Origin of the sequence: Azospirillum sp. HJ39, assembly GCF_041507355.1 — a bacterium.
GTDB classification, from domain to species: Bacteria; Pseudomonadota; Alphaproteobacteria; order Azospirillales; family Azospirillaceae; genus Azospirillum; species Azospirillum thiophilum.
This window is the reverse complement of record NZ_CP167912.1, coordinates 600,958-621,677: the sequence shown is the minus strand read 5'-3', so window position 1 is coordinate 621,677 and position 20,720 is coordinate 600,958. Positions and strand designations below refer to the sequence as shown.

Annotated in this window: 10 protein-coding genes; 6 read left to right on the top strand and 4 right to left on the bottom strand. The window is 68.9% G+C overall.

Annotated features, from left to right (window positions below):
* Positions 1-17: 17 nt before the first annotated feature.
* The 4 genes from treZ to ABMY26_RS30305 all read right to left on the bottom strand — a co-directional run bounded on the left by treZ (position 18) and on the right by ABMY26_RS30305 (position 9,429).
* A complete protein-coding gene (gene treZ, locus ABMY26_RS30320) occupies positions 18-5,606 on the bottom strand; it encodes a malto-oligosyltrehalose trehalohydrolase (protein WP_372399225.1) in 5,589 nt (1,862 codons plus the stop codon).
* Between the two features lie 119 nt (positions 5,607-5,725).
* Positions 5,726-6,034, bottom strand: coding sequence for a hypothetical protein (locus ABMY26_RS30315; RefSeq protein WP_372399224.1), 309 nt, complete (start codon positions 6,032-6,034; stop codon positions 5,726-5,728).
* 207 nt (positions 6,035-6,241) lie between these two features.
* Positions 6,242-7,597: a sigma-54-dependent transcriptional regulator gene (locus ABMY26_RS30310; RefSeq protein WP_372399223.1), complete on the bottom strand. Its 1,356-nt coding sequence runs from the start codon at positions 7,595-7,597 to the stop codon at positions 6,242-6,244.
* Complete coding sequence (locus tag ABMY26_RS30305) at positions 7,594-9,429, bottom strand: ATP-binding protein (protein ID WP_372399222.1); 1,836 nt, start codon at positions 9,427-9,429, stop codon at positions 7,594-7,596. Before ABMY26_RS30305 ends, ABMY26_RS30310 begins: the two co-directional genes overlap by 4 nt.
* A 284-nt stretch (positions 9,430-9,713) precedes the next feature.
* Between ABMY26_RS30305 and ABMY26_RS30300 the strand changes: the two genes are divergently transcribed.
* The 6 genes from ABMY26_RS30300 (at position 9,714) to ABMY26_RS30275 (ending at position 20,600) form a co-directional block, all read left to right on the top strand.
* On the top strand, positions 9,714-11,030 hold the full coding sequence (locus tag ABMY26_RS30300) for a dicarboxylate/amino acid:cation symporter (protein ID WP_372399221.1): 1,317 nt from the start codon (positions 9,714-9,716) through the stop codon (positions 11,028-11,030).
* Positions 11,031-11,273: 243 nt separating this feature from the next.
* Positions 11,274-13,586 carry an NADP-dependent malic enzyme gene (locus ABMY26_RS30295; protein WP_372399220.1) on the top strand — a complete coding sequence of 771 codons (2,313 nt, stop codon included), beginning with the start codon at positions 11,274-11,276 and terminating at the stop codon, positions 13,584-13,586.
* 67 nt (positions 13,587-13,653) lie between these two features.
* Entirely contained in the window at positions 13,654-15,684 is a 2,031-nt protein-coding gene (locus ABMY26_RS30290; protein WP_372399219.1) for a tetratricopeptide repeat protein, read from the top strand.
* Between the two features lie 50 nt (positions 15,685-15,734).
* On the top strand, positions 15,735-19,715 hold the full coding sequence (locus ABMY26_RS30285; protein WP_372399218.1) for a tetratricopeptide repeat protein: 3,981 nt from the start codon (positions 15,735-15,737) through the stop codon (positions 19,713-19,715).
* On the top strand, positions 19,712-19,834 hold the full coding sequence (locus tag ABMY26_RS30280; protein ID WP_372399217.1) for a hypothetical protein: 123 nt from the start codon (positions 19,712-19,714) through the stop codon (positions 19,832-19,834). Before ABMY26_RS30285 ends, ABMY26_RS30280 begins: the two co-directional genes overlap by 4 nt.
* Before the next feature lie 40 nt (positions 19,835-19,874).
* Positions 19,875-20,600: a nucleotidyltransferase family protein gene (locus ABMY26_RS30275; protein WP_045584534.1), complete on the top strand. Its 726-nt coding sequence runs from the start codon at positions 19,875-19,877 to the stop codon at positions 20,598-20,600.
* Positions 20,601-20,720: the final 120 nt, after the last annotated feature.

The following is a 20,720-nucleotide window of genomic DNA, read 5'->3' as shown; positions in this document are numbered from 1 at the left end:
AAGATCGGGTTTGAGGGTCAGTGTCGGGAAGCCGGGCGCGCGGCGGCGAGGATCGCCGCGACCGCCGCCGGTTCCGGTGCGTCGGCCAGTTCCTCCAACGTCATCGACAGCTTGCGGCGCCAGTTGGGATACTGGTCGGTGGTGCCGGGCAGGTTGACCTGATCGCGCTCGCCGGTCAGGTCGTCCAGCTGCGCCACCGCTAACGCCGATTTCGTGCGGGCGAGGAAGGCGTGCACCCCATGGTCGAGCGTGTCGTCATAGCGGCTGTCCGGCCCGAAGCCGGCCGGCAGCGCGATGTCGGCGGCGCGCAGCGCATCGACCAGGGCGGTACGGTCGGCGGAGCGGCGGATCCGTTGCTTGTCCGCTTCGTCGGCGGCGGGATAAAGACCCCTGTCCGCCTTCAGGGCGATGTCGTCGCCTTCCCACCAGCCGCGCAGCGTTGCAAGGTCGTGGCTGCCGACGGTGGCGAGCGCCAGTTCCGGATACTCGTCCGGCCCCTTGAAGGCACCGCTCTCTGTCCATTCGAAGAAGACGACGCGGTAGCTCAGCACTCCGGCCTCGGTCATCCGCTCACGGAAACCCTCGGGCACCGTGCCCAGATCCTCCCCGACCACGAGGCAGCGCTGCCGCTGGCTTTCCAGCGCCAGGATGCCCAGCAGTTCCTCCATCGGGTAGGCGACATAGACTCCCTCTCCGGCGGGATGGCCCTCGGGGATCCAATAGACATGCTGGAGCGCCATCACATGGTCGATGCGCAATGCACCGGCATGGCGCATGTTCGCGCGGACCAGATCCATGAAGGGCTGGTAGCCGGCCTCGCGCAACGCCCGCGGGTGGAAGGGCGGCAGGCCCCAGTCCTGGCCGGCCGGGTTGAACAGGTCGGGAGGGGCGCCGACATGGGCGGCATCCACCACCGCCTGCGGCGTCATCCAGGTTTCCGCCCCGCCGGCATCGGCACCGACGGCAAGATCCCGGTAGAAGCCGATGGCCATGCCCAGTTCGGTCGCCCGTTCGGCCGCGGTGCGCAGCTGGCCGTCCGCGACCCATTGCAACCATGCGAAGTAGGCGATGCGGTCGGATTGTTCCCTGGCGAAGCGCCCGACGGCCGGTGCCTCCGCCTCGTGCAACTCGGCGGGCCATCGGTGCCAGTCAGCCTTGCCTTCCGCGGCGAAGCGTTCGCGCAGCGCCTGGAAGGTGGCGAAGCGCTCCAGCCCGATGCCGGCGGCAGTCCGGAAGGCGACGAAGGCGGCACGGCGCTCCGGACTGGCCGATTGCAGGAAGCGGGCGAACAGCAATTCCAGGATCGGCAGCTTCAACTTGGCGACCGCGGTGTAATCGACATTGGCGGCGGTGCGTGCCGCCTCCAGTGTCTGCCTGAACTCCGGTGACGCCACCCGCCGGCGCAACTCCGCATCGTCCAGGAAACCGGGTATGGCGGTAACGTCGATGTAGATCGGATTCAGGAACAGACGGCTCGCCGGGGAATAGGGGCTGGCATGTTCGGGATTGTCGAGGAACAGCGCGTGCAGCGGATTCAGCCCGATCACCGCCGCCCCGCGCGCCGTGGCGATGTCGACCAGCGTCCGCAGGTCGCCGAAATCGCCGATGCCCCAATTGCGCTCGCTGCGCAGGGTGTAGAGCTGCACCGACAGGCCCCACAGCTTGTCGCCCTTCAGCATCGCTGCCGGCAGATGGCAGCGCGCCGGCGCCAGGACGAGGCGGGTTTCGGCCACACCATGCTCGGTCTCGACCCTCAGCCTGTGATAGCCGGCCTCGGCCAGCCGGCCCAGCGGCAGCCGGCGCTCCGCATAGGTCACGTCGCCGGCGGTGATGCAACGGCAACGCGGCAGGCTGGCGAAGCCGACCACCCCGCTCTGCGTCTCCCCGGTCTCAAGCGTCAGGGTGTAGCGCAGGGTGCGGGTGCCGTGGGGGAGCGTGACCGGCACGGCCGCCGCCTCGCCGGCACGGCGCACGACCACCGGCGGCAGGACACGGGCGCTCTCGTCCCGGTCCAGCCGGTCGAGATGGCCAAGCGCCTGCGCCTCGTCCCCCGCCTCGACCCCCATGGCGGCGAGCAGAGCGCGGACGGTGTCCTCGCCAGCCGTCACCGTTTCCCCCGCGGCGTTGTCGAACGACCGCTCGATGCCCATCCGGTCGGCCAGCCGATCGAGCGCCGAGGCTTCCTCCAGCCACAGCACCACCGACCAGGGGGCGAGCGAGTCGCCGTGCAGCCCCTCGCCCTCCGTCCACAGCACGCGCCCGGACGCTTGCGGGAAGCCGGCGGCCGGCCGGCCAGCCAGATTGGCGAAGGCATGCAGCCGGCTGCCGTCGCCGAGCGTCCAGCAGACCGTCAGCCCGGTCGTGCCGACCACCGTGTGGCCTGAGGCACCGCCGGGAACGCCGTCCAGCCGCGGCACGATCTCCGCCCGGCGCAGGGACAGCGCGCGGCGATACCAGTCGAGCCAACCGGCATGCTCCGGCTGCTGCCGAGCCTCCCAGTCCAGCTTGGCGGACTCCGCCGTCGCCGTGTCCGTCGGGTCGGGGATGCGGGCGCGGGCATCGGGGTCCTGGAATTCGGGGAACTTGGCGAACTCCTCTGCCCGTCCCTTGCGCACAGCCTCCGCCAGCTCGTCGCCGAAGTCGCAGAAGAAGGGGAAGGGCTTCGCCGACGCCCATTCCTCGCCCATGAACAGCATGGGAATGCCGGGGCCGAGCAGATAGAGGATGGTGGCGGCGCGCACCGCCTCGGGCTTGGCGATCTGGGCGATGCGCTCGCCGAAGGCGCGGTTGCCGATCTGGTCGTGATTTTGGATGAAGGTCACGAAGGCGGTCGGCGGCAGATGCGCCGACGGCTCGCCGCGCAATTCGCCGTCACGGTAGGCCGACGGGTCGCCTTGGTAGGCGAAGCCCTCCGCCAGTGCGCGACCCAGCTTGGCCGGGTCATGGGCGTAATCGGCGTAATAGCCGCCATCCTCGCCGGTGGCCGCGCTGTGCAGGCAATGGTGAAGGTCGTCGTTCCACTGGGCGGTGTGCCAGCGCGGATCTCCTTCGCGCTGGCGGGCCAGGAAACGGGCCTGGTTGGCGTCGTTCTCCAGCACCAGATGGACATGGCGCCGGTTCTGGAAATGGCCGTGTACCCGCTCCGCCAATTCCTCCAGCACATGGTGGGTGCTGTCGTCGATGATGGCGTGGACGGCGTCCAGCCTCAGCCCGTCGAGGTGGTATTCCTCCAGCCAGTAGAGCGCGTTGTGGATGAAGAAGTTCCGCACCGCCGCGCTGCGCCGGTCGGCGACGTTGATCGCGGCTCCCCAGGGGGTCTTGTGGCGGTCGGTGAAGAAGGCGTCGGCGAAGGCGTGGAGATAATTCCCCTCCGGCCCGAAATGATTGTAGACGACGTCGAGGAAGACCATCAGGCCGCGCGCATGCGCCTCCTGCACCAGGGTCTTCAGATCCTCCGGCCGTCCATAGGCGCTGTCGGGGGCGAAGGGCAGGACGCCGTCATATCCCCAGTTGCGAGTTCCGGGGAAATCGGCCACCGGCATCAACTCGATCGCGGTAACACCCAATTCCACCAGATCGTCCAGCCGGTCGATGGCCGACAGGAAGGTCCCCTCCGGCGTGAAGGTGCCGACATGCAGCTCGTACAGCGCCGTCTCGTGCCAGGGCCGGCCGGTCCAGGCGGCATCGGTCCAGACATGCAGGCTGGGGTCGATCACCTCCGACGGTCCATGCACATCGTCGGGCTGGAAGCGGGAGGCCGGATCGGGGACCGTCAACCCGTCCGGCAGCACGAAGCGGTAACGGCTGCCGGCATGCGCCCTCGCGGTGGTCAGGCCGAACCAGCCGTCGCCCATCTCCTCCATCGACATCGGCTGCCCGCCATCCTCCAGCGTCAGGAGGACCGATGGCGCGGTCGGCGCCCACAGAGAGAAGCGGACCGAGCCGTCGAGCTGCACCTCGGCACCGAAGGGCATGGAATGGCTCCGTCGCCGCTCGTCCACCGGCGGAAGCCGGTCACGGTCGCGCCCGGTGATTTCCGGGCCGGCATCGGCGCGGAGAATGGCGGAGACGCCGGCCAGCGGGATCGCCACCCAGCCGGGCCGGTTGGCCAGTTCGTAACCGACCTCGTACAGCGCCTTTTCCAGGAGGAACAGCTTCAGCAATCCGGTGGCCGCCTTCGGATCCTGTGGAAAGCCGGGGCAGTCGCCGATTGCGTCGCGATAGCCGTCCAGGAAGGCGGCGGACGCCGCGCCCTCCCACCAGGCCAGCCAGGCGGTGCGGGCATCCGCCGAGGCGCCGTCGATGCCGGCCGGGACGGCGTTGCGGGCCATGGCGGCGGCATAGGCGATGGAGCGCAGCATGCCGGCGACGTCGCGCAGGATGCAGTGTTTGGCCCGCCGCTCCGCCAGCGGGCGCATCGGCTCGCCTTCGAAATCGACGATCTGGACATCGCCGCGCGACACCAGCACCTGTCCCAGGTGGTAGTCGCCATGCAGGCGCATGGCGTGGAAATCGGCATCGGCAGGGATCAGCGCATCGATCCGGGCCATCACAGTCGCTTCGCTCTCCGCCAGAGCCGAGGCCGACGAAGCGATGGCGGGATCGAGGGTCGCACCGGTGGCGCGCAGCCGTTCCAGCACCTGCTTGGCCAGGGAGCGCACACCGCCCGCCCAGTCGCGCAGCCGTTCCGACGTCACCGGTTCCGGCGTGAAGGCGTCACCGCCGCCGGGAGTGGCGAGTGCGCGGTGCAACTCCGCCGTCCGCCGGCCGAGCAGGCGCAGGAAGGCGATGCTGTCGGCATCGCCGGCCCGTTCCGCCTCGCCCTCGCCGAAACCGGCCATGCGGCCGTTCAGGTATCCGGTGACATGTCCCCAGGCGTCCTTGGCCTCCGGCACCAGTTCCTGCATCACGCACAGGGTGGTCGAGCCGGAGCTGTTGGCGCGCTCGACCCACCCCAGCAGCGCCGGGGTGTTGGTGAAGCCGGCGACTTCGGTCAGGAAGCGGCTGACCTCAAGTTCGGGATGAATGCCGGGCTCCAGCTTGCGCAGGCCCTTGAGGATGGCGACGTCGCCGATGCGGATGGAGGTGTTGGACTGCTCTGCGTTCATCCGGTGCAATGGTGCCCCGACGTCGAGCCGTCGGGCCAGCGCCCGGCACGCCCGGGTGCTGCCGGCGGTCAGGCCGGGCGACAGCGCCGTCTCACCCTCCTGGGGGTTGCCCTTGAGGATGGCGGCCAGCAGAGCCCGAACCACGCCGTCATCGGCATAGCCGTCGCGCAGGCGACCGGCGACCGGCATCGTGCCGTCGGTCCCGGCGATCACCGACGGATCCTCGCCGGTGCCGTGGTCGAGAATCAGGGGAAGCTGGTAGAGCTGCGGTTCCCGCCCGGGCGGTTCGACCCGCAGCAGGCAGAGTTGCGCCAGCGCGCCGTTCGGCAACGGCAGCGGCAGCGCGTCGACGATCCGCGCGGCGGGCCGCCCGGCGTCCTTGGCGGCGTACCAGCGGCGGGTCAGCAGATGGTCCGGCAGCAGGTCGTCCTGAAGGCGGGACAGGAACTCGCCTTCCAGTGGGGTCGGCAGGACATTGGGCTGCGGCGCATTGGTCACGGAGGCTTCTCCCCTGTTGAGCGCTGGGTGGCACGTCGCTCAAACAGCACGGAGGGAGGGAATTCCCGCACCCGCGAAGCCGCTTCCACGAACGACCGCGCCCTTCTCCCTAAGAGTTGTCAGACCGTCCGCGGGTGGTGCGGCAGATGGGCGAGGCGGCCGATCCGCTCGGCCACCTGCAGGGCCTCCACCACGTCGTCCAGCCGGCCGTCGCGCATCAGGTTGTGCGCATGGGTGTTGAGTGCGGCAACGACGGCCCGTTCATCGGACACCCCGCGCGCCGGCTGCCCGCTCGGGTCGAGCACGGTGGCGCCAAGCGCCGCCATGGCCTCGGCGGTCAGGTTCACGGCTTCCGACAGGGCCTCCTCGTCGTCGTCCGCGGCGGTCAGGATCGGTTCCAGAAGCTCCGCAAGGAGACGGGGGGTCATGGTGCTAATCCTCGGTGACATTCTCAGGCCGTCCCCATCGATGTCGATGCTGTGCGTTTGACAATACAACAGCCGGAACGAAGGAAAGGTCCGCCCGGCGCTCCGCTACCCGACCGGTCGAAAGCGGCATCCGACAGGGGAGGTCAAATAGGGACCGGGCGTAAGGCCCGCAAGCCGTCAGGGATGTCAACTCGACCGGAGAGGGAGCTATTCGATGAAATCCTCCCGGCTCAGGCCGTAGCGTTTCAGCTTGTCGTAGAAGGTCTTGCGGGGGACGTTCAGCGCCTCGACGGCGGCCTTGACGCTGCCGCGATGGCGGGCGAGTTCGGACTGGATCAGGCCTTTCTCGAACAGGTCGACCTGCTCGGACAGCGACAGCGCCGACGGGGCGGCGAGCGGTGCCGCTGCCACATCCTCCAGCCCCAGGACGAAGCGGTCGGCGGCGTTGCGCAATTCACGGACGTTGCCGGGCCAGTCCTGGCCCATCAGCCGCTGCATCTGCTCGCGGGTCGGCGTCCGGGGCTCCCGGTTGTAGCGGGTGGCCGCCTGGACGACGAAATGCTGGAACAGCAGCGGGATGTCGTCGCGCCGTTCGCGCAGCGGCGGGATGGTCAGCACCACCACGTTCAGCCGGTAATAGAGGTCGGCGCGGAAACGCCCGGCGTCGGCGGCCTGCCTCAGGTCGGCTTTCGTCGCCGCCACCACGCGCAGGTCGACCGGAACCTGATCGTTGGAGCCCAGCGGCTCCACCACCCGTTCCTGGATCACCCGCAGCAGCTTGACCTGCAGCGACAGCGGCATGCTCTCGATCTCGTCGAGGAACAAGGTACCGCCGCCGGCATGCTCGATCCGCCCGACCCGCCGCTTGCCGGCCCCGGTGAAGGCGCCGGCCTCATGACCGAACAACTCGCTCTCGAAGATCGCTTCCGGCATGGCGCCGCAGTTCAGCGCGACGAAGGGATGCTTGCGCCGGCCGCTGGCAGCGTGGAGCGCGCGGGCGACCATCTCCTTGCCGGTGCCGGTCTCGCCGAACACCAGCACGTCGGCATCGGTGTCGGCGACCGCGGCGATGGTGGCACGCAACCGCTCGATCCCGGGGGTGCGGCCGACGATGCTCTCCCCCGGACCCGCACCGCCCGCGATCTGTGCCCGCAGCCTGCGGTTCTCCATCACCAGCCGGCGCCTGTCCACCGCCCGCCGGGCGATCTCGGTCAACCGGTCGGACGGGAAGGGCTTTTCCAGGAAATCATAGGCACCATTGCGCATCGCCTCCACTGCCATCGGCACGTCGCCATGGCCGGTGATCAGGATGACCGGCAGGTCGGGATCGATCTCCCGCACCCGCGCCAACAATGCCAGCCCATCCATCTGCGGCATCCGCACGTCGGTGACGAGGCAACCCGGCCAGTCGCGGCCGAGATGGCGGAGCGCCCGTTCCGCCCCGTCGCAGGCCGTGACCTCGAAGCCAGCCAACTCCAGCGCCTGCTGCCCGGCCAGCCGCACCGCCCGCTCGTCGTCGACGAAGAGGACGTGTCCTGCATTTTCGGGAAGGGGCTGGCTCATGATGTCTGCTCCGTGGTCTTGAGCCGCAGGGTGAAGAGGGCGCCATGGCCGGGCTTCCCGTTGCGGTTGGCGGCGGTCAGGCTGCCGCCGAAGTCCTCGACGATTCCGTGGCTGATCGACAGCCCCAGCCCCAGCCCCTCGCCGGCCTCCTTGGTGGTGAAGAAGGGGACGAACAGGCGGGGCAGGGCGGCATCGGCGATGCCGGAGCCGCTGTCGGCGACGCTCAGCAGTGCCTCGCCCTCCGCCGTGACCAGCCCGATGCGCAGGCGGCGCACCGGGCTGCCGCGCATGGCATCGGCGGCGTTGCCGACCAGATTGACCAGCACCTGCTGCAGGCGCACATCCTCGCCCACCACCAGGACCGGCCGGTCGGGCAGGTCGACTTCGACCGTGATGTCCTCCCGCCGCAACTTCGATTCCAGCAGGGCCAGCGCCTGCGCCACCGCGGCATGGACCGACACCGGCCCCAGCGTGCCGGACGCCCGGCGGGCGAACCCCTTCAGCTGGCGGGTGATCGCGGCCATACGGTCGGTCAGCTCGGCGATCTCGACCAGATTGGCGCGCACCGCGTCGGTCCGCCCCCGCTCCAGCAGGACCACCGCATTGTCGGCGAAGCTGCGCATGGCGGCCAAGGGCTGGTTGATCTCATGGGCGATGCCGGCCGACATCTGGCCGAGCGCCGCCAGCTTCGCCGCCTGGGTCAATTCGTTCTCCGCCGCACGCAGGTCGGCGGTCGCCGCAGCGACGCGGCGCTCCAGCTCGGCCCGGGATTCCTCCTGCAGGGCGAGGCGTTCGACCAGTGCCACCCGGCGGAGCGCCACCGCGTAGGCCGTCAGCGCCGCCATTGCCACCAGTGCGGCGGCCAGCAGCCCGGCAACCCAGGCGCGGGCGGTCACCGGTTCCAGGCTGGTCAGGCTGTGCAGGGTCCAGTCGCCGCCGGGCATGGCGGCGGAGGTCAGCAGATAGTGCCGCTGCCCGCCCTTCTCCGCCAGCGCGATGCGGTCGGAGGCGCCGCCGAAGGCCCAGGGCAGCACGTCCAGCCCTTCGCTCGTCCCCTCCGGCACCACCGGCAGGCCGATCGGCAGGCGGCGGGGCAGGGCGTGATAGCGCCAGGCCGGCATGTTGGTGATGAACACCACCCCGTCGCGGTCGGTCACCAGCAGCTTTTCCTGCCCCGGCGCCCACGCCCGTTCCAACCGGTCGAAGCCGAGCTTCAGCACCACCGCCCCCAGTGTGCGGTTTTCCGCCACCACCCGATAGGCGGTGTAATAGCCGGGCACCAGCGAGGTGGTGCCGAGCGCGAAATGGTGCCCCTCGCCCTGGTCGATGGCCATGCGGAAATAGGGCCGGTAGGAGAAATTCTCACCCACGAAGCTGGCGGGGCTGTTCCAGTTGCTGGCCGCCACCGTCTGCCCCCGGGCATCCATGACATAGAGCGCCAGCGCCCCGAGCGCCCGGGCGATGTCCTCCAGCTTGCGGTTCAGGCTGTCCACCGCGGCCGGATTCGGGTCGGCCAGCATGGCGCGCACCTCGGCATCCTGGGCCAGAGCCAGGGGGATGGCCGCGTGCCGCTCCAACTCGGCCCGCAGGTTGGCGTCGTAGAGAGCCAGCTGCGCCGCGGCGCTCTCCCTCAGTTCATCCTGCGCCCGGGAAGTGGCCCAGCCGGCAGCGCATGCAGCCGCCACCGGCACGCCCAGCAGCAGCGCCACCAGCAGCAGCCGTCGCGGACGTTCGAGCGCCCGCGCCACCAGCAGCGCCGCAGGCGATGCCGGAGCGGCCGGAGGGATGGGGGCGGTCGAATCTGTCGCCAGGTCGTGCGGATCGCTAAGCAAAGTCGCCCTTGGTCATGCTGCATCGCAATATTGATGCCGCAGCGCTGTGAAGTGTGCGGATTTTCGCACATCGGCGGGGGCCATGTCGTGCGGATTTTCGCCCTCGCCCTTTCGGCAAATGCTTGATGTTGCTGGATTCAGCAATTGGCCCATCGCTTGCTTTCAATGGCAATCAAGTTGAGGCCGTCCGCCCAGCCGGCACGAATGCCGGCCGAAAGAACGGGCGCCTCGCCAGGAACGCCGTTCCGGGGAACGCCACCCTGGAACACCTCGAGGAGAGCACCATGAGCGCAGACGCGATCGCCGCCCGGCCGGGTACGGTGAAGAAGCCCTTCTACACCAACCTGACCTTCCAGGTTCTGACCGCCATCAGCATTGGCATCCTGCTCGGCCATTTCTATCCGGCCATCGCGGTGCAGATGAAGCCGCTGGGCGACCTGTTCATCAAGATGGTCAAGATGGTGATCGGTCCGATCGTCTTCCTGACGGTCGTCACCGGCATCTCCTCGATCGGCAACCTGAAGAAGGTCGGCAAGGTCGGCGGCAAGGCCCTGCTGTATTTCGAGGTGGTGACCACCTTTGCGCTCGGCATCGGTCTGATCGTCGTCAACCTCGTGCGCCCCGGCTCCGGCATGAACATCCAGCCCGGCCAGTTGAAAGCCGACGCGGTGCAGAAATACGCCACCTCCGCCCATGAGCACGGCTTCATCGACTTCGTCGTCGGCATCGTGCCGGACAACGTCGTCGGCGCCTTCGTCCAGGGCGACATGCTGCAGATCCTGTTCTTCGCGGTGGTGTTCGGCGTCGCGCTGTCCGCCATGGGCCAGAAGGGCAAGCTGGTCGAGGACATCTTCGACAAGATCGGCCACGCCCTGTTCGGTGTCATCGGCATCCTGATGCGCGTCGCCCCGGTCGGTGCCTTCGGCGCCATGTCCTTCACCATCGGCAAATACGGCATCTCCTCGCTGACCGCGCTGGGCCAGTTGATGGCGTCGGTCTACATCACCATGGCGATCTTCATCTTCGTCGTGCTGGGCGGCATCGCCAAGGCCTATGGTTTCAGCATCTGGAGCTTCATCCGCTACATCCGCCAGGAACTGCTGATCGTACTCGGCACCTCCTCCTCGGAGTCCGTGCTGCCGCGCATGATGGAGAAGATGCAGAAGTTCGGCTGCTCCAAGCATGTCGTCGGCCTCGTCATCCCGACCGGCTATTCCTTCAATCTGGACGGCACTTCGATCTATCTGTCGATGGCGGCGATCTTCATCGCCCAGGCCTTCAACGTCGATCTGACCATCTGGCAGCAGCTCTACATCCTGGTCATCCTGATGCTGACCTCGAAGGGGGCGGCGGCTGTCACCGGCGGCGGCTTCGTCACGCTGGCCGCCACCCTGTCGGCCACCGGCGTCCTGCCGATCGAGGGGCTTGCCCTGCTGCTGGGCGTCGACCGCTTCATGTCGGAAGCCCGAGCGCTGACCAACCTGATCGGCAACGGCGTCGCCACCGTGGTCGTCGCCAAAATGGAAGGCGAGTTCGACGAGAGCAAGGCGGTCGCCGAATACCAGCAGCACTTCAAGGAGCCGGCCCTGGCCCGGATCTGACGATCCGCCGAAAGCATGCATGGCAAGCCTGCAAGACCGGATGTGGAAATTCCAAAGATGACCCGTTCGGCCCGCCAGCCGATCCTGTAAGATACGGGGGACGGTTCGATTCGGTTCGAATCGTCCCCTTGCGATTCGGGCGGGACTGTTGGCGCAGGCACCCCGGATGGGGTATAACCCCGATCCAGGTGAAGTTGACACAAAGAATTAACCTAAATCACGTTAACCGGAGGAAGAGACCCGATGTCCGGCGATTTTGAGGCGATGGCGCTCGAGTATCACCGCAACCCGCGGCCCGGCAAGCTGGCGATCGTCGCGACCAAGCCCATGGCCAACCAGCGCGACCTCGCGCTTGCCTACTCGCCGGGCGTGGCCTACGCCTGCACCGCCATCGCCGAGGACCAGTCGAAGGCGGCGGAGCTGACCTCGCGCGCCAATCTGGTCGCCGTGGTCACCAACGGCACCGCCGTACTGGGGCTGGGCCACATCGGTCCCTACGCCGCCAAGCCGGTGATGGAGGGCAAGGCCGTCCTCTTCAAGAAATTCGCCGGCATCGACTGCTTCGACATCGAACTGAACGAGCTGGACGTCGACGCGCTGGTCGACACCATCGTCCGGCTGGAGCCGACCTTCGGCGCCATCAACCTGGAGGACATCGCCGCTCCCGCCTGCTTCGAGATCGAACGGCGCTGTCGCGAGCGGATGAAGATCCCGGTGTTCCACGACGACCAGCACGGCACCGCCATCGTGGTGGGCGCCGCGGTGCTGAACGGTCTGGCACTGGTCGGCAAGGACATCTCAAAGGTCAAGGTCGTTTCCACCGGCGGCGGGGCGGCGGGCATCGCCTGCCTCGACCTGATGCTGTCGCTCGGTGTCCGCCGCGAGAATGTCTGGCTGGTCGACCGCATCGGCGTGGTCCACAAGGGCCGCAACGAGGAGATGAACGAGTACAAGGAGGCCTATGCGCAGGAGACGGAGGCCCGGGCACTGGCCGAGGTCATCGACGGCGCCGACATCTTCCTCGGCCTGTCCGGGGCCAAGGTGCTGAAGCCGGAACTGCTGGCCCGCATGGCCGACAAGCCGCTGATCCTGGCGCTCGCCAATCCCGAGCCGGAAATCATGCCGGACCTTGCCCGCGAAGCCCGGCCGGACGCCATCATCGCCACCGGCCGTTCCGATTTCCCGAACCAGGTCAACAATGTCCTGTGCTTCCCCTTCATCTTCCGCGGCGCGCTGGACGTCGGTGCCACCACGGTGAATGAGGAGATGAAGATCGCGGCGACCCACGCCATGGCCAACCTTGCCCGCGCCGAACCGTCGGACGTGGTGGCGGCGGCCTATGTCGGCGAAACGCTGCGCTTCGGCCCCGACTACATCCTGCCCAAGCCCTTCGATCCCCGCCTGATCGTGGAGGTGTCGTCGGCCGTCGCCCGCGCCGCCATGGAATCGGGCGTCGCCACCCGGCCGATCGCCGATTTCCGTGCCTACAAGGACCAGTTGAACCAGTACGTCATCCGCTCCGGCCTGTTCATGAAGCCGGTCATCACCAAGGCCAAGACCGCGCCCAAGCGCGTCGTCTACGCCGAGGGCGAGGATCCGCGCGTCATCCGCTGCGCCCAGGTCGCGGTCGACGACGGCATCGCGCATCCGGTGCTGATCGGCCGCCGCGAGGTGATCGAGCGGGTGATTTCCGAGATGGGCCTGCGCCTCAAGATCGGCCGGGACGTCGAGGTGATCGAGATCATCCGCGATCCGCGCTATCACAATTTCACCGAGCATTACCGCAAGTTGATGGGCCGCCGCGGCGTCTCGCCCAGCCATGCCGCCAACGTGGTCCGCACCCAGCCCACCGTCTTCGGCGCCCTGATGGTCCGCCGGGGCGAGGCCGATGCGCTTGTCTGCGGCACCACCGGCCGCTTCAACGAGCATTGGGCCCATATCTGCGGCCTGATCGGCCTGCGGGAGGGGGTGAAGGTCGCCGCGACCATGAATGCGCTGATCTCGCAGAAGGGCGTCCACTTCATCACCGACACCTACGTCAACCCCGACCCGACTGCCGAGCAGGTGGCCGAGATCGCCCGGCTGGCGGCCGACGAGGTGCGGCGCTTCGGCATCGAACCGAAGGTCGCCCTGTTGTCCCACTCCAACTTCGGCAGCGCCGACACCCCGTCCGCCCGCAAGATGCGGACCGCCGTGGAACTGGCGTCGGAACAGATGCCGGATGTCGAGATCGACGGTGAAATGCATGCCGACGCGGCCCTCGCCCCGGCTATCCGCAAGGAAGTGCTGCCCGACAGCCGCCTGAAGGGAGAAGCGAACCTGCTGGTGATGCCGACGCTGGACGCCGCCAACATCGCCTTCAACATGATGAAGATCCTGGGCGAGGCGCAGAATGTCGGGCCGATCCTGCTGGGCATCCAGCGGCCGGTCCACATCGTCACCCCGTCGGTTACCACCCGCGGTCTGGTCAACATGACCGCCGTCGCCGTGGTGGATGCCCAGTTGGCCGAGCCGGTGAACGCCGCCCCGACCCCGCCGGCGGGTGTGGGGGCATAAGCCCCCACCTTCCGCTCCACCGGAATCGTGCTATCCCTACCCTGTAGCCAACAGGGACGGCACGGGCATGAAACGCAAGCAGCGCAGTTCCGGCACCGCCGCCGGCAAGTCCGCCGCCATGGCCGTGGCGCTGGTCGGGCAGGCGGTGCCGCTGCATCAGGCCGGCCGTCTGGCCGAGGCGGAGGCGCTCTACCGCCAAGCCCTCGCCGCACAAGCCGGGCAACCCGACGCTCTGCATCTGTTGGGCATGATCGCCTGCCAGACCGGCCGCTTCGCCGAGGCGGCCGGTCTGATTGGCAAGGCCGTGGCGGCAAGGCGCGACGTTCCCGATTACCATGCCAATCTCGCCTATGCCTTCCAGGCAATGGGGCGCCCGGTGGAGGCGGAGCGGGCGGCCCGCAATGCATTGCGCCTGCGAACCCCGTTCCCCGAAGCGGCCAACACGCTCGGCAACGCCCTGACTGCCCTGGGCAAGGCCGAAGAGGCCGAAACGGCCTATCGCGCCGCACTGGGTGCCCGCCCCGACTATGTGGAGGCGGAAGGGAATCTCGGCGCCGTCCTGCGCAATCTTGGCCGCGCGGCGGAGGCCGAACCGCTGCTGCGCCATGCGCTGGCCGCCAACCCCGCACTGACGGAGGCGCGTGCCGCGCTCGGTCTTGCCCTGCTGGATCTCGGGCATGCCGATGAAGGGGAGGCGACCTTGCGCGCTGCCCTGGACCGGCGCCCCGATCATGCCTCGGCCGTGCTGGCGCTGGCCGGGTCTCTGCAACGCCGCGGCGGCAACGCGATGCAGGCCTACCGCCGCTATCTGACGCTGGAGCCCTCGGATGCCGATGCATGGAATGCCTATGGCCTCTCGCTTCAGCAGTGCGACCGCATCGCCGGAGCGGTCCATGCCGTTTCCCATGCCTTGAGTCTGGCACCGGGGATGGCGGAGGCGCTGACCAATCTCGGCACGCTCCATCGCATCCAGGGCCAGCCCGTTCGGTCCGCCGCCCTGCAACGCCAGTCCCTGTCCCTGCAGCCAGGCTATGCCGCCGCCAATACCAATCTCGCGCTCGCCCTCCAGGATCTGGGTGACGAGGCTGGCGCGGAACGGGCATTCACCCGTGCGCTGGAGGCCGACCCGCTACAGGCGCTCGCCCGCTTCGACCGCGCCATCCTACGCCTGCGCCAAGGCCGGTTGGCCGAGGGGTGGGAGGATTATGCCGCCCGCTTCGACTCGAACCGGCTGTGGCCGGCGCGTCCTCTGCCGATGCCGGAATGGCAGGGCGACGATCCGGCTGGACGCCGCCTGCTGCTGTGGGCGGAACAGGGGCTGGGCGACGAACTCATGTTCGGCGGGCTGCTGACACAGGCCATTGCCCGTTTCGGCGCCGATGCCGTCATCGTCGAATGCGAACCACGGCTGGTCCCGCTATTCCGGCACTCCTTCCCCGGCGTTGCCGTGCGGGCACCGACGCGGCGGCCGACCGATGCGGACTGCCATCTGCCCTTCGGTTCGCTGCCGCGGATTTTGTGGCCGAGAGTGCCCGATCCTCCCCCGCCTGCCGGCTGGTTGAAAGCCGATCCGGAAAGGGTCGCCGTCTGGCGGGCGCGGCTGGATGGGTTGGACGGTTCTGCAGCCGGTCTGACGGTCGGCATCGCCTGGACCAGCCGGCGGGTCACCACCGAACGCCGCCGGTCCTACACCGATCTGGAACAGTGGGTGCCGTTGCTTCGCTTGACCGGCCTGCGGGTGGTCAGCCTGCAATATGACGGGCGGGAGAACGAGATCGCGGCGGTGGAGCATCGCCATGGCGTGCGCCTCCATCGCTGGGACGACCTCGACCAGACCGCCGACCTGGAGGGCACCGCCGCATTGATGGCGAACCTGGATCTGGCGGTCACCGTCGCGTCTTCCGCCGGGGAGATGGCTGCGGCGCTGGGCGTGCCGGTCTGGCGGCTCGGCCGGCGGGACTGGACCCAGCTCGGCACCGCTGTCAGGCCCTGGTTCCCGACCATGCGCTGCATCTCTCCCAACGCCGGCGATGATATTGGTGGCAGCATTCCAATGGTAATCCAGATGCTTGCAAAATTTTCCCAAGGTGCACTGTGAGCGTTGCCGACTGGTTTGCCGAAGCTCTCCGCCACCACCAGAACGGCGCGTTGGATGCTGCAGAACCGCTCTACCGGCGGATTCTGCAAGCCGAGTCCAATCACGTCGACACGCTGCATCTGCTCGGCGTTCTCACCCATCAGCGCGGCGACAATGCAGAAGCCATTGCCTTGATTGACAAAGCGGTCGAAGCGGCGCCGGGGGTGGCGGACTATCACGCCAACCGCGGCACCGTGCTGCAACGGCTCGGCCGACTGGCGGAAGCGGAAGCGGCGCTGCGGCGGGCGCTCGACCGAGACGCCGCTCATGTCGGCGCCCACTTCAATTTGGGTCTCGTGCTAGCCGGGCGGGACCGGATGGCGGAGGCCGCGGAGCATTATGCCGAAGCTGCCCGCCTATCGCCGAATCTGGCCGATGCCCACCTGAACCTCGGCGCCGCTCTGCAAGGGCTCGGCCGGGCAGAAGAAGCGCTGGCCGCCCATGGGCGGGCGGCAGACCTGTTGCCCGGCGACCCGCGCCCCTGGACCAACCGGGCGATCAGTCTGCGTCATCTCGGCCGGCTGGCGGAGGCGGCGAAGGCGCTGGGCATCGCGACGGCGCTCGGTGGCGGTGCCTCCGATCCGGCGACGTTAGCGGCTCTGGCCGCGGCACTGCATACCGCCGGCCGCCTGACCGACGCCGCGGAGCGTTATGCAGACGCCTTACGCCTTTCTCCACATGACTCCTTCTGTCTCAATGGCTTGGGACTCTGCCTTAAGAGTTTAGGACAGCTCGATGATGCCGCGACCTGCTTCGATGCGGTACTGGCGATCCAGCCCGGCCATGCCGAGGCGCTGGACAATTTCGGCAGCATCCGCAATGCCCAAGGGCGCTATGCCGAGGCGGAGTCCCTGCATCGCGAGGCGATCCGCAACCGACCGGACTTCGCCGGGGCCTGGAACAATCTCGGCAATGCGCGCCACGCCGCCGGCCGCACGACCGACGCGTGGCCGGCATGGCGGGTCGCCCTGACGCTCGATCCGGGCCTGCCGGAAACCCATACCAATTTCGGCAATGCCCTGCGCAGTGCCGAACGCTTCGCCGAGGCCGAGCGGTCGCAACGCCACGCCATCCGGCTGGCCCCGCTGGAGGCCGCTGCGCGCAACAATCTCGGCCATCTGCATCAGGGCCGCCACGATCATGCCGGGGCGGCCGAGGCCTATCGCAACGCATTGGCACTCGACCCTGCCTATGGCGAAGCCTGGAGCAATCTGGGGCTGGCGCGCCAGCGCCTGGGCGACGGTCAGGGGGCGGAGCGCTGCTACGGCCGCGCCCTGCAATTGCGCCCGGACCTGTCGCTGTCCCACTTCAACAAGGGACTGCTGCGGCTGGAGGCCGGCGACCTCGATCGGGGCTGGCCGGGATATGGCTGGCGCTTCGGATCGGGACAGGTCGGGCAGGGACGCCAGCCACGTGCCCAGGCATGGCGCGGCGAGGATCTGACCGGCCGCCGCCTGATGGTCTGGGGAGAGCAGGGGGTGGGCGACAGCATCCTGTTCTCCTCACTCTGCGCCGACATCGCCGGCCGTGCCGTCTCCACCATCCTGGAGGTCGATCCCAGGCTGGTACCGCTGTTCACCCGCTCCTTCCCGACCCTGCGGGTGCGGGCGGAGACGCTGGACGGGCAGGGCCGCGAGGCGATGGCGATCCCGGACTACGACCGCCATGTGCCGATGGGATCGCTTCCGCGCGTCCTGCGCCGCCGGCTGGCGGACTTCCCTCCGCGCCCTTCCTGGCTGGTGCCGGATCCGGCTTTGGTGGAGCGCTGGCGGGAGCGGCTGGCCAAGCTCGGACCGGGGCTGCGCGTTGGCATCGGCTGGCGGAGCCAGATGATGACGGTGGAGCGCAGCGTCGCCTACCTGCCGCTCGACACCTGGGCGCCGCTGTTCGCCCTGCCCGGCATCCAGTGGGTGGTGCTGCAATATGGTGAGGTCGAAACGGAAATCCGCGATGCCGAACAGCGCTTCGGGATCCGCCTGCATCGCTGGAACGATCTCGACCGCAAGGACGATTTCGACGGCGTCGCCGCGCTGATCGCCGGGCTGGACCTCGTGGTTTCTCCCGCCATGTCTGTGGGCGAACTGGCGGGAGCCCTGGGCACACCGGTCTGGCGCTTCGGCAGTCGCGACTGGACCCAACTCGGCTCGGCGGTGCGTCCCTGGTATCCGGCGATGCGCCTGTTCCAGCCGCGCCCCGGCGAACCGTTCGCCGCGACGCTGGCCGATATGGCCAAGGCCCTGCAAGCCCTCTCGCCACCCGTTCCCCGCACCCCGCCGGTGAAGAGGATACCTGGAACGGCACGGGGGCTGGCGGGGCAGGCGGCGGCCCTGCACCGGCAGGGACGGTTTGCGGAAGCCGCCATCAGCCATAGGGAGGTCGTCGCCGCCGATCCGGCCGATGCAACCGGCTGGACCAACGGCGGTGTCACCCTGCTTCGGCTCGGCCGGCACGCGGCGGCCATGGCGTGGCACCGGCGGGCGCTGGCTTTGCGGCCGGACCTGACCGAAGCGCTGAACAATCTCGGCGTCGTGCTGCAGGCGACGGGCGCAGCCGACGAGGCGGCGACAGCCCATCGCCATGCCGTTCGCCTGCGTCCGTCGGTCGCTGAAAGCTGGGCCAATCTGGGCGCCGCCCTGTTGGCCGCCCGGCGCTATCCGGAGGCGGAGGCCGCCTGCGCCCGTGCCATCGCCCTGGCGCCGGCACTGGCCGGGGCGCTGACCACCGCAGCCGCGGCGCTCAAGGGGCAGGGATGCTTTGCCAGGGCCGTGCTGGCGAGCCGCCGCGCACTGTGCATCGCCCCGCTGTCCGCCCGGAGCTGGTCGAACCTGGGCATGGCGCTGGCCGGGCTGGCCCGCTGGGGCGAGGCGCTGCACGCCCACCGCCGCGCGGCGGCGGTGGCTCCCGACCTGCCGGACGCCATGCTCAACCATGGCCACACGGCATTGGTGCGGGGCGAGCGCCGCTTGGCCCGCGCTTGCGCCGAACGCGCCCTGCGGCTGGCGCCGGGTCGGGCGGAGGCCCGGACGAACCGCGGGCTGCTCCGGCTGGCCGATGGGGATCTTGCAGGCGGCTGGGACGATTACGCCCATCGCTTCGCCACCGGCGACGCCGTGGGCCGACATTTTTCCATTCCGGAATGGAGGGGGGAGGATCCGGCCGGCCGCCGCATCCTTGTATGGGGAGAACAGGGATTGGGCGACGAGATCCTGTTCGGCACCGCACTGCCCGATCTGGTCCGCCGAGCCGGCAAGCTCGTGGTCGAATGCGATTCGCGACTGGTCGGCCTGTTCGCCCGTGCCCTGCCGGGCGCCGATGTGCGGGCACCGACATCTGACCCGCAGGATGCCGATGTCCATGCAGCGATGGGGAATGTCGCGGCGTGGCTGCGGTCCCGCCTGGGACAATTCGGCCTGAACCAATTAGGCCCAAGGCAATTTTCAACCGCGGCGCCGTTCCTGGCGCCCGATCCGGCCCTCGCGGCGGATTGGCGCGGGCGCCTGGCGGCGCTGGGGCCTGGTTTGAGGGTGGGGATCTGCTGGCGCAGCGGCTACGTCACCGCGGACCGGGCCGGCGCCTATACCGACATCGAACAATGGGAACCGGTCCTTGCCGTGCCGGGTGCCGTCTTCGTCACCCTGCAATATGACGGCGACGATCCGGAGCGGGCCAAGGCGTTGCGCCGTTTCGACACCGTCCTCCACCATTGGCCCGATTTGGACCGGCGGAACGATCTGGAAGGGATGGCGGCGCTGGTCGCCGGCCTCGATCTCGTCATCACCGCGCCGACGGCGGTGGGCGAACTGGCCGCCGCGCTGGGCACGCCGGTCTGGCGGCTCAGCGGAGCCGGGGATTGGTCGACGCTGGGCACGCCGGTGCGTCCCTGGTTCCCGACGATGGCGCTGCTTGGCGATCCGCGCGGCCAGGACGCCGCTCTCGCGGGGGTGGCACGACGGCTCCGCCGTCTGGCCGGGACCGGCCCGATTGCGGCATGACCGTCGATGCGGCTGCCGTCCCGCGCAATTCCGCATTGCGCTTCGCCCGCGCGCCCTTTATCGACTATGGCCGCCGGACGCCGCGCAGGGTGGATGACCCGGCGCCTGCGCCGTCGTAAGCTGACCGGCATCAGCAGGGTTTCAGGGAAAGGACGGTCGGTGCGGTCCGAGGACGCTCTTGCCAATATCGACGTCGCGGTGCTCGCCGGTGGGCTGGGCACGCGCATCCGGGGGGTTCTGGGCGACACGCCCAAGGTGCTTGCCCCGATCGCGGGCCGCGCCTTCCTGGGTCATCTGCTCGACTATCTGTCGACCTACGGCTCGCGTCGCGTGGTGTTGTGCCTCGGTCATCTGGCCGACCGGGTGACCGCCTGGCTCGCCCGCGGCGATTCCGCCGGCACCATCGACGTCGTCTGCCAGATCGAACCGCGCCCGCTCGGCACTGCCGGCGCGCTGGGCTATGTCCGCAAGGAGTTGCGCAGCAGCACGATCCTCGTGGTGAACGGCGACACCTTCCTTGATGCCGACCTGCGGGCCTTCATCGCTTCCCATCGGCTGTCCGGGGCGGAGGCATCGGTGCTGTGCGTGACGGTCGAGGATTCCTCCCGCTTCGTCCGGGTGGAGATCGGACCGGACAGCCGGATCCGCCGCTTCATCGACAAGGTCCCGGGTGCAGGCACCATCAACGCCGGGGTCTACCTGTTCTCCGCCGCCTTCCTCGACCGGTTCATCGCGGCGGGTGCGGTATCTCTGGAACGCGACGTGCTGGAAACACTGCCGCCCGGCACCCTCAACGCCCACATCGCCAAGGCCCGTTTCCTCGACATCGGCACGCCTGAAAGCCTTGCCACCGCAGCCAGCGTGATCGCCGGCCGCGAGTCCTGACGCGCAGGAACTGCACCGCAAGCCCGTTCCTGCGATTTGTCCCCCGTTCCGTACGCGGTCTGGCGCTGGACAGTCGCATGGTGCCGCGCCAAGATGCACCCCGACTCGAATCGCACGCCT

Coding starts and splice junctions, on each gene's coding strand:
- ABMY26_RS30295 (WP_372399220.1), top strand. CDS start 11,274: ATGTCCGGCGATTTTGAGGCGATGGCGCTCGAGTATCACCGCAACCCG.
- ABMY26_RS30300 (WP_372399221.1), top strand. CDS start 9,714: ATGAGCGCAGACGCGATCGCCGCCCGGCCGGGTACGGTGAAGAAGCCC.
- ABMY26_RS30280 (WP_372399217.1), top strand. CDS start 19,712: ATGACCGTCGATGCGGCTGCCGTCCCGCGCAATTCCGCATTGCGCTTC.
- ABMY26_RS30310 (WP_372399223.1), bottom strand. CDS start 7,597: ATGAGCCAGCCCCTTCCCGAAAATGCAGGACACGTCCTCTTCGTCGAC.
- ABMY26_RS30290 (WP_372399219.1), top strand. CDS start 13,654: ATGAAACGCAAGCAGCGCAGTTCCGGCACCGCCGCCGGCAAGTCCGCC.
- ABMY26_RS30315 (WP_372399224.1), bottom strand. CDS start 6,034: ATGACCCCCCGTCTCCTTGCGGAGCTTCTGGAACCGATCCTGACCGCC.